Annotated in this window: 10 protein-coding genes; 1 reads left to right on the top strand and 9 read right to left on the bottom strand. The window is 63.3% G+C overall.

The features are described from left to right. Window positions 1–108: 108 nt before the first annotated feature. On the bottom strand, window positions 109–1,305 hold the full coding sequence (locus M729_RS0109725) for an acyl-CoA dehydrogenase (protein WP_027161450.1): 1,197 nt from the start codon (window positions 1,303–1,305) through the stop codon (window positions 109–111). Window positions 1,306–1,442: 137 nt separating this feature from the next. Between M729_RS0109725 and M729_RS0109720 the strand changes: the two genes are divergently transcribed. Next, on the top strand, window positions 1,443–2,354 hold the full coding sequence (locus M729_RS0109720) for a LysR family transcriptional regulator (protein WP_027161449.1): 912 nt from the start codon (window positions 1,443–1,445) through the stop codon (window positions 2,352–2,354). On the opposite strand, the gene M729_RS0109715 is transcribed toward M729_RS0109720, so the two are convergent. From M729_RS0109715 to M729_RS0109680, 8 genes are all read right to left on the bottom strand, one after another. Continuing rightward, window positions 2,355–4,682 carry a Tex family protein gene (locus M729_RS0109715; protein WP_027161448.1) on the bottom strand — a complete coding sequence of 776 codons (2,328 nt, stop codon included), beginning with the start codon at window positions 4,680–4,682 and terminating at the stop codon, window positions 2,355–2,357. Between the two features lie 126 nt (window positions 4,683–4,808). After that, window positions 4,809–5,990, bottom strand: coding sequence for a serine hydrolase (locus M729_RS0109710; protein WP_027161447.1), 1,182 nt, complete (start codon window positions 5,988–5,990; stop codon window positions 4,809–4,811). Between the two features lie 36 nt (window positions 5,991–6,026). Next, window positions 6,027–7,223: a serine hydrolase gene (locus M729_RS0109705; protein WP_027161446.1), complete on the bottom strand. Its 1,197-nt coding sequence runs from the start codon at window positions 7,221–7,223 to the stop codon at window positions 6,027–6,029. Between the two features lie 64 nt (window positions 7,224–7,287). Next, window positions 7,288–8,322 carry an extracellular solute-binding protein gene (locus tag M729_RS0109700; protein WP_027161445.1) on the bottom strand — a complete coding sequence of 345 codons (1,035 nt, stop codon included), beginning with the start codon at window positions 8,320–8,322 and terminating at the stop codon, window positions 7,288–7,290. A gap of 23 nt (window positions 8,323–8,345) precedes the next feature. Beyond that, complete coding sequence (locus M729_RS0109695; RefSeq protein WP_013529816.1) at window positions 8,346–9,146, bottom strand: ABC transporter permease; 801 nt, start codon at window positions 9,144–9,146, stop codon at window positions 8,346–8,348. Beyond that, complete coding sequence (locus M729_RS0109690; protein WP_013529815.1) at window positions 9,139–10,059, bottom strand: ABC transporter permease; 921 nt, start codon at window positions 10,057–10,059, stop codon at window positions 9,139–9,141. The genes M729_RS0109695 and M729_RS0109690 overlap by 8 nt, the downstream gene beginning before the upstream one ends. A gap of 2 nt (window positions 10,060–10,061) precedes the next feature. Then, window positions 10,062–11,156, bottom strand: coding sequence for an ABC transporter ATP-binding protein (locus M729_RS0109685; RefSeq protein WP_027161444.1), 1,095 nt, complete (start codon window positions 11,154–11,156; stop codon window positions 10,062–10,064). Window positions 11,157–11,297: 141 nt separating this feature from the next. Beyond that, window positions 11,298–12,977, bottom strand: a complete 1,680-nt coding sequence (locus M729_RS0109680; RefSeq protein ID WP_027161443.1) for an amidohydrolase — start codon at window positions 12,975–12,977, stop codon at window positions 11,298–11,300. Between the last annotated feature and the right edge of the window lie 30 nt (window positions 12,978–13,007).

Below are 13,007 nucleotides of genomic sequence, written 5' to 3'. Positions count from 1 at the left end.
CCCCGGATTTCAGCGTTTCAAACGATTTCGCTGAACCCTGACACATCTGGCGACCATTCTCCAAGCAGAGATGTTGCGGTGCACCTAATTTAAGCAACGGTTGCCGGCTCAGAAAAATGCCTGCAACCCCGTCTGCGCCCTTCCCAGGATCAGCGCATGCACGTCATGCGTGCCTTCATAGGTGTTGACCGTCTCCAGGTTCTGCGCATGGCGCATGACGTGGTAGCCGATCTGGATGCCGTTGCCGCCATGCATGTCGCGGGCCTGGCGGGCGATGTCCAGCGCCTTGCCGCAATTGTTGCGCTTGACGATCGAGATCATTTCCGGCGCCATCTTGCCTTCATCCAGCAGCCGCCCGACGCGCAAGGACGCCTGCAATCCCAGCGCAATTTCGGTCTGCATGTCGGCAAGCTTCTTCTGGTAGAGCTGCGTGCCGGCCAGCGGCTTGCCGAACTGCTTGCGGTCGAGACCGTATTGGCGGGCGCGGTGCCAGCAATCCTCGGCGGCGCCCATCGAGCCCCAGGAAATGCCGAAGCGAGCCCGGTTGAGGCATCCGAACGGTCCGCCAAGGCCCTTTGCGTTGGGCAGCAGCGCGTCCTCGCCGACCTCGACGCCTTCCATCACCACTTCGCCGGTGATCGACGCCCGCAGCGACAGCTTGCCGCCGATCTTCGGCGCCGAAAGCCCTTTCATGCCCTTTTCCAGCACGAAGCCACGGATCTCGTCCTTGCCGTTCTCCCCCTTCAGCTTCGCCCAGACGACGAACACATCGGCGACGGGCGCGTTGGAAATCCACATCTTCGAACCGGACAGCTTGTAGCCGTTGGCGGTCCTCTCGGCGCGCGTCTTCATACCGCCCGGGTCGGAGCCTGCATCCGGCTCGGTCAGGCCGAAACAGCCGATCCACTCGCCGCTGGCGAGCTTGGGCAGGTACTTCTTGCGCTGTTCGTCCGAGCCATAGGCATAGATCGGATACATCACCAGCGACGACTGCACTGACATCATCGACCGATAGCCGGAATCGACGCGCTCCACTTCGCGTGCGACCAGCCCATAGGTGACGTAGTTCGCGCCAAGCCCGCCGAATTCTTCAGGGATGTTGATGCCGAGCAGGCCGGCCTCGCCCATTTCACGGAAGATCGCGGTGTCGAAGGTCTCGTTGAGGTAGGCGTCCTCGATCCGCAGCGCCAGTCTGTCGGCGGCGAAGGCGGCCGCCCCGTCGCGCACCATGCGCTCGTCTTCCGAAAGCTGGCCCTCGATCAGGAACGGGTCTTCCCAGACGAATGCGTTCTTGTCGGCGGCCATGACGTTCTCCCAAACCAATGCATGTCGCTCAAAACGATGACACGCATGAAGCAAAATGTTGGCCCGTTCTATCGGCTTGTGCCTCGAAAAAATCAAACGAAATTGATTCACCGATCAATGAGCATTAAGAATGGATCATGAGTGTCCAGCGCCGCCTTTTGCCCAACATCAGCGCCCTTGCCGCCTTCGAGGCTGTAGCCCGGCTGGGCAGTTTCACCGCCGCCGCCCAGGAGCTAGATCTGACCCAGGGCGCGGTCAGCCGCCAGATCAAACTTCTGGAAGATCAGTTCGGCCGCCGGCTCTTCGAACGCGACAGCCGCAATGTCAGGCTGTCGACATCGGGCGAGATCTACGCCGAGGCGGTTCGTTCAGCACTTGGGCAATTGCGTGACGCAGCCCTTGGATTGATGAGCAATCGGCATAGTGGCATGCTGAACCTTGCCATTTTGCCGACCTTCGGCACGCGCTGGCTGATGCCGATGATCCCCGATTTCGTCGAAAACAATCCCGATATCACCATCAACTTCGTCACCCGCGTCGGTCGCTTCGACTTCGCCAGGGAGAGGCTGGATGCCGCCATCCACTACGGCCTGCCGGACTGGCCGGAGGCCGACTCGACACTGTTGGTGCGCGAAACCGTGGCGCCGGTCGTGTCGCCCGAATTCCTCGCCGGCCGCGCCATCGCCTCACCGGCCGATATTGGCCGCCTGCCGCTGCTGCACATGGCGACGCGTCCTGGCGCCTGGACCGAATGGTTCGAGCATCAGGGCCTGAGCGCGCCGACCGGACCCGGCATGCAGTTCGAACAGTTCGGCACCGCCGCCCAAGCCTGCATGGCGGGGCTCGGTGTGGCGCTGCTGCCGTTGATCCTTATTGCAGGCGAATTGCAGCGCGGCCAGCTGGTGCCGGCGCCAGGCCAGCCCATGCAAAGCCGCAGTGCCTACTATCTCGTCGTCCCGCACGACAAGCGCGGCCATCCGCCGGTCGCCAGTTTTCGCGACTGGCTGCTCGGTCAGGTCGAGAAGGAACCGGCCGTTCTGGCGTGGTAGCTACTTTCGCTTCAGCGCATCCGCCAGCGCGGCGCCGAACGCTCCTTGCTGTGCCGGCCGCTCCGGCTGGCGTTGCTGGGGTGCCGGCGAACGTGGTGCCGGCCTGCCGCCACCATTGTCGCGCGGTCCGCTGCGCGGAGCACCCCCCTCGCCGCTATCCTTGCGCATGGAAAGCGCGATGCGCTTGCGCTTGATGTCGACATCGACGACGCGCACCTTCACCACGTCGCCGGCCTTGACCACCTCATGCGCATCCTTGATGAACCGATCGGCCAGCTGCGAGACATGCACCAGCCCGTCCTGATGCACGCCGATATCGACGAAGGCGCCGAAGGCGGCCACGTTGGTGACCGTGCCTTCCAGCAGCATGCCGGGCTTCAGATCCTTGATGTCGTCGATGCCGTCGGCGAAGGTCGCCGTCTTGAAGCCTGGGCGCGGGTCGCGGCCGGGCTTTTCCAGCTCCGCCAGGATATCGCGCACCGTCGGCAAGCCGAAACGCTCGTCGACGAAGACGCGTGGGTCGAGTGCCTTGAGCGCGGCGCTATCGCCCATCAACGACCGCACATCGCGCCCGCAGGCAGCGACGATCTTCTTCGCCACGCCATAGGCCTCCGGATGCACCGACGAGGCGTCGAGCGGCTCGCTGCCATTGGCAATGCGCAGGAACCCGGCGGATTGTTCGAAGGCCCGAGGTCCGAGCCGCGGCACCTTGAGCAGGTCCTTCCGGCTGGCGAAGGGCCCGGTCGCATCGCGATGCGCAACGATCGCGTCGGCCAGCGATGCGCCCAGACCTGAAACGCGCGCCAAAAGCGGCGCCGAGGCAGTGTTGAGATCGACGCCGACGGCATTGACCGCGTCCTCGACCACCGCTTCCAGCGAGCGGCCGAGCCGGTACTGGTCGACATCGTGCTGGTACTGGCCGACGCCGATCGATTTGGGTTCGATCTTGACCAGTTCGGCCAGCGGATCCTGCAGCCGCCGGGCGATCGAGACAGCGCCGCGCAACGACACATCGAGACCGGGGAATTCCGCCGCCGCCGTTGCCGATGCCGAATAGACAGAGGCGCCGGCCTCGCTGACGATCACTTTCAGTGGCTTCGGCCCGCCGTCCGCCGGCATGTCGGACAGCATGTCGGCCACCAGCTTTTCGGTCTCGCGGCTGCCGGTGCCGTTGCCGATCGAAATCAGCTCGACCTTGTGCAGGCGGATGAGCTTGGCGAGTTCCGCCTGCGTGCCACGCACATCGTTTCTGGGCGGAAATGGATAGACCGTCGTCGTTGTCAGCACCTTGCCAGTGCCGTCGACCACCGCCACCTTGACGCCGGTGCGGATGCCGGGGTCGAGCCCCATCGTGGCGCGCGAGCCGGCGGGAGCGGCCAGCAGTAGATCCTTGAGATTGCGGGCAAAGACGTGGATCGCTTCCTCCTCCGCCCGCTCGCGCAGATCGCGCATCAAATCGAGCGTCAGATGCAGCGACAGTTTTATACGCCAGGTCCAGCCCGCCACCTCCATCAGCCATCTGTCACCCGGAAGGCTGCCGCCGATGGCATAGGCATTGGCGATCATCCGCTCGACCGGCTTCACCGGTGAGGTGTCATCGGCATCGACCTCGATGTCGAGCGACAGCACTTCCTCGTTGCGGCCGCGCAGCATCGCCAGCGCGCGATGGCTCGGCACATTTGCCCAACGCTCGACATGGTCGAAATAATCGGAGAATTTCGCGCCGGCCTCCTGCTTGCCGTCGACCACCCTGGCGCGCATGAAGGCGCGCTCCTTCATGTAGCTGCGCAATTTGCCGACCAGATCGGCATTCTCGGCGAATTGTTCCGACAGGATGTCGCGCGCGCCCTCGAGCGCCGCCTTGGTATCGGCCACCTCTTCGTTGACATAGGCCAGCGCCAGTTCGGCAGGCACCAATGAGCGGTTCGCCAAGATGGCTTCGGCCAGCGGCCCCAGCCCGCGCTCCCTGGCGATCTCGGCCTTGGTCCGGCGTTTGGGCTTGTAGGGCAGGTAGATGTCCTCAAGTTCCGCCTTGGTGGTGGCGGCGACGATCTTGCCTTCAAGCTCCTCGGTCAGCTTGCCCTGTTCGCGGATCGAGCCAAGGATGGTGTCGCGGCGCGCGTCGAGCTCGCGCAGATAGGCAAGGCGTTCGGCAAGATCGCGCAATTGCGTGTCGTCGAGCCCGCCGGTGACTTCCTTGCGGTAGCGCGCCACGAACGGCACTGTCGCGCCCTCATCGAGCAGTTCGATCGCCGCGGCCGCCTGTTCGGGCCGCGCGCTGATCTCGGCCGCGATGATGGCTGCAATGCGCTTGATGTCGGATGCCATGTCGTTCCTGCTCTCATCCAAAGAGCGGCGACCATAGGCGCAGACGTCCGGCCCGCCAACCGCCGCGCTTCGATCAGCCCGGCGGTCCACAGGAAAGCGTGCGCCAATGTGGCGATCGCGGCGCGCCTAGATCAGCCGGCTCAGCGCCTCGAAGAACGCGACGATCTCGATATCGAGCGGATCGTCGACAGGCTCCGGCTGCGACGACATCTTGGCGATCACCACTTCGGTCCTGGGATCGACATACAGCCACTGGCCATGAATACCGATGCCGCAATAGGCGCCGTTCTCGTGTCCAGTCTGGTACCATTTGTTCCGGTAACGGCCTTTGGGAAACAGTGGCAGCATCGCGCCGCGCTGCCAGGCGTCCGCACTGCCGCCAGTGCTGGTCGTGTCGCGCACCCAGGCTTCCGGTACGATGCGGCGGCCATTGGCCATGCCACCTTGCCGCATCATCTCGCCGACACGCGCCAGGTCGCGCGGCGTCACCGAAATGCCGCCGGCCGTGCGCGCCGTGCCTTCCATGTCGACGCCGATCGAGGCTTCGCTGACAGCGCCGAGCGGCAGCCACAGCTTCTCGCGCATCAGGTCGGTGAACCGCTGGCCCGACGCACGCTCGAGCAGCAGGCCGAGCAGGTCGGAATTCGGCGAGCGGTAGCGGAAGGTCTGGCCATGCGGCTCTGCAAGGCGTTGCAGGGTCAGGATGAATTCGCGCAGGCTCTCCGTGCCACCGCCCGGATTCCACAGCGTGGCACGGCGATAGCGGGCGAAAGCACTTTCCGGATCGAGATAGGCTTCCTCGAAATCGAGACTGACGCTCATATCGAGCACATGCCGCACGCTCGCATCGCCATAGGCCGAGCCGGCGGCTTCGGGGATGTAGGCCGTCACCGGCGCTTCCGGGTCGAACACCCCCTCGCCTTCTAGTATGCCGGCAATGATGGCGGTCAGCGACTTGCTGATCGAAAAGATGATGTGGCGGGCGCCGAAATCCATATGCGGCGCGAACCAGTCGCCGACGATCCTGCCGCCTTTCATCACCGTCAGTGCGTCGGTGCTCGAACGTGCGAGAAAATCAGCCACCGTCTCCGGTGTGCCGGCGATCGCGACCTTCTCGCCGAGCAGGCCGCCCATATCGCGCACGGGGGTTTCGACAACGCCCGACGTCGCCGCCACCCGGGCGGTCGGCACCAGTTCGCCGAGATTCTGGAACGACCACCGGTTGAACGGGTTCTCGCGCCAATTGGCGAGCACGACCTGGTTGCGCCGGAAGCCATAGCGGGTCTCGAACACGGTTTTGCCGGTCATGGCGTTTCCTTCCGGGTCGTTTCTTCTTTGTGGGGCTCAGCGAAGCGCCGTGGCGATAGCGTGCACGGCTTTCAGCGTCGCTATGGAATAGGCACCATTGGCGAAATCCGGCCAGGTCGAAAGCTTCACCACGACCATTCCGGTGTTCCACTCGATATGGATCATCTGACCGAACACGCCGCGGCACATCAGTGGGCGCGAGCGCGGGTCCTCGATCCAGAACTGGTTGCGATAGCTGCCCTCCGGCAGGCTGGGGCTGAAGTCCGGCCCATGCCTGCCGTTGCGCGTGTCCTCGACCCAGCCGGCCGGCACGACGCCGCCACCATTGTCGAGGATCAATTGGCCGAAGCGGCCATAATCGCGCAACGTTGCATTGAAGCCGCCATCGGCCACCGCATAGCCGGCGCTGTCGACGGTGAAGCAGGCGCTTTCATCAGCACCGAGCTTTTGCCAGAGTTCTTCCGAAACCAGTTGCGGCAGCCGTTTACCTGTCACCCGCTCCATGATGAAAGCAAGCACGTCGGTCTCGATCGAGCGGTATTCGAATTGAGCCCCGTGCGGGCGGATCGTGTCCTTCAAGCCCAGGATCAGCTCGAACATGTGCGAGGGCCAGCGAAAATCCGGATCGCTGCCCGGCGGCACCGGCTTCCAGCCGGTGGCGACATCGACCTGGCCGATGTCGGAATAGCGGTCGGTATATTCCTCGGAGAAACGCACGCCGCTCGTCATGTCGAGCACATGCTGCACATTGGCGCCGGCCCAGCCGGTGGCGCCGAGCTCCGGCAAATAATCCGTGACCGGCCTGGCCGGATCGATCAGGCGGCGCCCGACCAGTATGCCGAATACCGAACCGGTGACGGACTTGGCCATCGACTGCGACAGGTGCAGCGTGCGCTCACCCATGCCGTTGAAATAGCGCTCATAGGCTATCTTGCCGTCCTTGAGCACCAGAAAACCGTCCGTATAGGTCTCGTCGAGCAGCCCGGCGAGTGTCGTCGGCTTGCCCTCGCTGTCCTCGACCGCCAGCCCGTCAAGATCGACCTCGGCGCGTTCGAGACGGCGGCGATGGCCGTTGCCGCGCCAGACTTCGGCGGTCGGCAGAATTTCACGGATGTGCTGGAACGCCCAGCGGTTCCACGGCGGCCGGTCCCAGTCGAGCTTCGGCGGCACCATGGCGGGCGGCGAGCCCTGCATGATCGGCGGCCGCGGATCGCTGTTGCGATAGGAGTCCATGAAAGGCCATTCCCGGAAAAGAAAAGACCCGGCGGCATGTGCCGCCGGGTCTCTCATGCAGCGATTACTTCTGCAGTTCGGTCCAGATCTTGGTGTAGAGTTCCTGCGTTTCCGGCGGGCACATCTTCTGGAATTCGCCTTTCGGCTTGGCATCGGCCGGAATGACGACTTCCGGCGCATCCTTCATGTCCGCCGGCATGTATTTGTCCGAGCCGGTGATGGCGTTGGCATAGCGGTGGAAGGCCGAGAGGCCCGCCGCGTTTTCCGGATCCATGATGAAGTTCTGGAACAGCTTGGCATTGTCGACGTTCTTGGCTTCCTTCAGAACGACGACGTTGTCGCTCCACAGGCCGAAGCCTTCCTTCGGATAGTTGTAGTGGATGGCCGGATTGGCCAGCCGCTGGCGCAGTGCCGAGCCGTTCCAGTCGCTGGTCGCCTTGAAATCGCCGGCGCCCATCTTCTCGATGGTGTTGTATTCCATCGCGATCCAGTTCGGCTTGGCCGCCACCAGGAGGTCGCGCACCTTCTTCAGCACCGCCTTGTCGTCGGTGCACTGCTGGCCGCCGACATATTTGATCGCCGCGAAGATGACGTCGCCCATCTCCGGAACGACGTTGACCTTGCCCTTCAGCTCGTCCGGCGTGTTGAAGACGATGCCCCAGCTGTCGGCCGGACCCTTGTAGGCATCGGTGTTGACGACGACGCCGATCGTGCCCCAGGCCCACGGCACCGAATATTTGCGGCCCGGATCGAACTCGGGATTGGCCCATTCCGGCGCGACGTTCTTGAAGTTCTCCATCTTGCCCGGATCGGTCTCGAGCAGGAGACCTTCCTTGATCCAGATCGGCACATAGGTCTGCGACGGCACCGCGATGTCGAAGCCGGTGCCGCCCTGGCGAACCTTGGCCAGCGCGGTGTCGTTGGAATCGTAATCGGTGATGGTCACCTTGACGTTGTATTTGGCCTCGAACTTCTTGATCACGTCGGGGCTGGTGTAGTTGCCCCAATTGTAGATGTTGAGCACGCCGTCGGCGCGGGCCAGGCCCGTCGAGGCGAGCAACGCCAACCCCATGGCGGTTGCTGTTGTCTTCCAGTTCATGGTTTTAACTCCCATTTTTCGGTTCAGTCTCGTTTCCTGCTGACGAAGAAAAACAACGTGACGATGGCAACCGAGAGCAGCAGGAAGGCGGTCGATATCGCGTTGATCTCGGGTGTGATGCCGCGGCGGATCTGGCCGAGCATGTAGGTGGGCAGCGTGTCCTGGCCGCCCGATTTGACGAACTCGGTGATGACGACGTCGTCGAGCGAGATGACGAAGGCCAGCATCAGCCCGGCCAGGATGCCGGGCCACAGAAGCGGCAACGTGATGCGCCGGAACGTCTTCCAGGGCGTCGCGTAGAGGTCGGCTGCGGCACGCTCCAGCGTCAGGTCCATATTCTCAAGCCGCGCCCGGATCGGCAAATAGGCAAAGGGAATGCAGAACGCCGTGTGCGCGGCGACCAGATAGCCGATGCCGGAATAACCGGTGAAGATCTTGATGCGCGAGAAGAAGATCAGCAGCGCCACCCCGGTGACGATCTCGGGCACCATCAGCGGCTGGTTGATCGCCGCATACTTGAAGGTGAGGCCGGGATAGGACGCGGTGCGGGTGGTGGCGAGCGCCGCCATGGTGGCAAAGATCGTGGAGAGCACCGCCGCGATGGAGCCGATCTGGAAGGAACGCAGCGTGGCATCGACGACCTGCGTGTTCTGCCATGCCGACTGGAACCATTTCAGCGAAAAGCCGCCCCATTCGGAGGTCGAGCTCGCCGCGTTGAAGGCATAGATGACCAGCACGATGATCGGCAGATACAGCACGATAAAGCAGGTCGCGGCGATCGCGCTGAATCCTGGCTGGTGCTTGATGGAAAAGTTCTTAGCCATGACGCACCCCCGACTTGCCGGCATTGCGCACATAGGCAAGCAGCGCCACCATGACGATGATCATGACGGCGATCGACAGCGCCGAGCCGAGTGGCCAGTTGCGGCCCTGCCCGAACTGCAATTCGATCAGGTTGGACAGCATCATGTTCTTGCCGCCGCCAAGCACGCTCGGCGTCACATAGGCGCCAAGCGCTGGAATGAAGACCAGGATGGAGCCGGCGATGACGCCCGGCTTGACCATCGGAAAGATAATCCGCCGCAGCACCTGGAAGCGCGTGGCGTAAAGGTCGTAGCCCGCCTCGACCAGCCGGAAATCCAGCTTTTCCATGCTGGCGTAGATCGGCAGCACCATCAGCGGCAGGTAGACATAGGCCATGCCGATCAGGATCGCCGTGTCGGTATAGAGGATCTGGATCGGCGCCGAGATGATGCCGAGCTTGAGCAGCATCGTGTTGATGATGCCTTCGTTGCGGATGATCTGCAGCACCGCGAAGGTGCGGATCAAAAGGTTGGTCCAGAACGGAATGGTGATCAGGAACAGCCAGAGATCGCGGGTCTTTTCGCTGCGCGTCGCCATGAAATAGGCGGTCGGGAAACCAAGCACCAAGGTGGCGATCGTCGTCACCACCGAGAGCTTGATCGAGCGCAGGAAGATGGTGACGTGGGCGGCGGCGATCGAAAGCGTGTCGTCGAAGATATCGCGTTCCAGAAACACCGCTATCCAGGCTTCCGGCGAGAACTGCCACTTCACGTCGCCATAGGAGCCTGGCGTCAGGAACGAGTAGACGAGCACGATCAGCAAAGGGCCGGTCGCGGCGAGGAAAATGACCAGCAGCGCTGGCGCTGACAAAAGCCAGCGGTCGCGGACATCGCGCCGCTCCGCTGCCTTGGCGACTTCTTCCGCGGTCGCCATCGTCAGTCCTTCAGGACCTGGGCGGCATCGCTGCCGATGAGGATGCCGACCGCGTCGCCCTTCTCGAAACCGCAGCCCGCGCTGCGCGTATTCTGCTGGCGTACGGTGAAGAGTTCGCCGCTGTCGAGATGAACATGGATGTGGGTGTCGGTGCCGAAATAGACGATATTATCGACCCTCCCCGACAGTTCGCCCTTGGCCTTGGTCAGCTTGGCGTGTTCAGGCCGAACCACGACCGTGGCATTGGGCTTGGGCTGGAAACCCTGGGCCACGGTCGCCTCGATGGTCGCACCGGACTTGAGCGTGGCGCGCGCCTTGCCGTTGGCCATCTCGCTGATGGCGGCCGTCAGGAAGTTGGTTTCACCGATAAAGTCGGCGACGAAGCGTTCGGCCGGCTTGTCGTAGATATCCCAGGGCGAACCGACCTGGAGGATCTTGCCCGATGACATGACCGCGATGCGGTCGGACATGGTCAGCGCTTCTTCCTGGTCGTGGGTGACGAAGATGAAGGTGATGCCGGTCTCGTGCTGCAGCCGCTTCAACTCGATCTGCATCTCCTTGCGCAGCTTGTAGTCGAGCGCCGACAGTGGCTCGTCGAGCAAAAGCACCTTCGGCTGCGGTGCCAAGGCGCGGGCCAAGGCCACGCGCTGCTGCTGGCCGCCGGAGATCTGGCTGGTGCGACGACCGGCGAGTGCCTCCATCTTGACCAGCTTCAGCATCTCGGCGACGCGCGCCTTGATCTCGGCCCTCGGCTTACCCAGCATTTCCAGGCCAAAGCCGATATTGTCGGCGACCGTCATGTGCGGGAACAGCGCATAGGATTGGAAAACGGTGTTGACCGGCCGTTTGAAGGGTGGCAGCGGCGCGATGTCCTGGCCGTAGAGCAGGATTTCACCGGCGGTTGGAAAATCGAAGCCGGCGATCAGCCTGAGCAACGTCGTCTTGCCGCAGCCGGATGGCCCCAGCAACGTGAAGAATTCGTTCTCGCGGATAGATACCGAGACCGTGTCGAGGGCAGCCACCTGCCCCTCACCTGATCCGAAAATTTTGCTGACGTTTACTACTTCAATCGCATTCCGATCCGGTTTGTCCGGCACGATTACGCCTCACTGTTGACCCCGCTCTTGCTGGCGGAGCTCTTCCCCTGTTCGATGTGACCACATGGCCGGTGGGTTGGCAAGCCCGGCATTGGGTCACAGTTCAGTCAGTCATTGAGGCCGGCAAGCCCCATGCCATAGTCAGGCCTGATAGGTGATCTTGCCGCCGCAAATCGTCGTCACCGGCCGCACCTTGTGCAGATCGGCCGGGGCGGTGTTCTCGATATCCATCGACAAAACCACCAGATCGGCCATGTAGCCCGATCTCAGCGTACCCTTGCGGTGCTCGGCGAATTCGGCGTAGGCGCCCTCGATCGTGTAACCGGCGATCGCTTCATGCAGCGAGAAACTCTGGTCCGGGTCGCTTTCTGCCCATGGTTTGCGCAACACTGCCGCCTGAATGCCCAGGATCGGATCGATCGGCGACACCGGCCAATCGGATGCGAAGACGACATGCGCGCCGGCATCCTTCAAGGTCCGCCAGGCATAGCTCAGCGGCCAGCGTGCCGGCCCGATGCGCGACACCGTCGGCTCCAGCGGAAAATCCATGGCGCCGGGCGGATGCGGCGGTTGCATGGAAGCAATGACGCCGAGTTCTGCGAAACGCGGCACATCCGATGTGGTGGTGACCTCGATGTGCTCGACCCGGTGACGGCTGTCGCGCTTGCCGTTCGCCTTCTGCGCCGCCTCATAACCGTCCAGCACCGCGCGCACCGCGCCGTCGCCGATCGAGTGCACGGCGATCTGCAGCCCGCGCCTGTCGGCCGCGACGGCCAGATCGATGAATTGTTGCGGCGTGAACAGCGGCTCGCCCACCCAGTCGGGCCGGTCGGCGTATGGCTCGACCATGACAGCTGTCCAGGAATCGAGCACCCCGTCGTAGAACACCTTGACCATGCCCGACGACAGCCATTCGCTGTTGTAGCTTTCGGCCATATCAGATGCCTTGTCGAGCATGTCGAGCGTCATGAAATTCTTGTAGTGGAACGGGATCTTGACGCGGCAGGGCAAGCCTTCCTCGGCTTCGATCTCGGCCAGCAGCTCAAGCTGATAGAGATTGCCGTCCATGTTCTGGATCGAGGTGATGCCGTGGCGGGCGCACCAGGCGAGCCCGCGCCGCATGATGTCGCGATCGGCGTCCCGCTCGGCCGCCGTCGGCATCGGGTCCGGCTCGCCGCCGGTCGACAGCCCCAGCCGCACCCGACTTTCGCCGGCAAGGTCGAGCACCGGGCCAAAGGCCTCGCCTTCGCGCAATTCGCCGGCGGCCAGTCCATCGTCACCCATGACAATCTCATTGCCAGGGCCGAGCGTGCGCCCCTGCAGGATGCCGGCCATTTCCAACGCCTTGGTGTTGGCCCACATGGTGTGATGGTCGGGCGCCGCCATGCAGAACGGACGATCGGGCAAAATGGCGTCGAGGTGATGGCGCGTCACGCGCTCGCTGCCGAGCACGGTGTAGTCGACGCCTTGGCCGACCAGCATCTTCGCGTCGGGCCGGGTAGGCGCATAGTCGCGGATCGCCTTCTGCAGCGCCTCGAAGCCATGGATACCGGTGAGTTGAAGGTGGGCAAGTTCAGCCCCGCCCGAGAACAGATGCATGTGGGCTTCAATAAAACCCGGCAGGACGGAGCCGCCCTTGGCATCGATTACCTTGGTGGCCGGTCCCTTGAACTCTTCGATGGAGGCGCGGCTGCCGATGGCGATGATTGCGCCGTCCTTGACGGCGACGGCCTCGGCGGTGGGATTGTCGTCGTCGATGGTCAGTACACGACCATTGATGACGATCAGATCCGCATTGTGACCTGCACCTGTGACAGACATCGCGACTCCGCGCTTTTGACGACTGACTGA

It is taken from the genome of Mesorhizobium sp. WSM1293 (assembly GCF_000513875.1).
GTDB classification, from domain to species: Bacteria; Pseudomonadota; Alphaproteobacteria; order Rhizobiales; family Rhizobiaceae; genus Mesorhizobium; species Mesorhizobium ciceri.
Note: the sequence above shows the minus strand (reverse complement) of the source record. Positions and strands in the feature narration are given on the sequence as shown.

Coding starts and splice junctions, on each gene's coding strand:
- M729_RS0109690 (WP_013529815.1), bottom strand. CDS start 10,059: ATGGCGACCGCGGAAGAAGTCGCCAAGGCAGCGGAGCGGCGCGATGTC.
- M729_RS0109700 (WP_027161445.1), bottom strand. CDS start 8,322: ATGAACTGGAAGACAACAGCAACCGCCATGGGGTTGGCGTTGCTCGCC.
- M729_RS0109725 (WP_027161450.1), bottom strand. CDS start 1,305: ATGGCCGCCGACAAGAACGCATTCGTCTGGGAAGACCCGTTCCTGATC.
- M729_RS0109720 (WP_027161449.1), top strand. CDS start 1,443: ATGAGTGTCCAGCGCCGCCTTTTGCCCAACATCAGCGCCCTTGCCGCC.
- M729_RS0109710 (WP_027161447.1), bottom strand. CDS start 5,990: ATGACCGGCAAAACCGTGTTCGAGACCCGCTATGGCTTCCGGCGCAAC.
- M729_RS0109695 (WP_013529816.1), bottom strand. CDS start 9,146: ATGGCTAAGAACTTTTCCATCAAGCACCAGCCAGGATTCAGCGCGATC.
- M729_RS0109680 (WP_027161443.1), bottom strand. CDS start 12,977: ATGTCTGTCACAGGTGCAGGTCACAATGCGGATCTGATCGTCATCAAT.
- M729_RS0109715 (WP_027161448.1), bottom strand. CDS start 4,682: ATGGCATCCGACATCAAGCGCATTGCAGCCATCATCGCGGCCGAGATC.
- M729_RS0109705 (WP_027161446.1), bottom strand. CDS start 7,223: ATGGACTCCTATCGCAACAGCGATCCGCGGCCGCCGATCATGCAGGGC.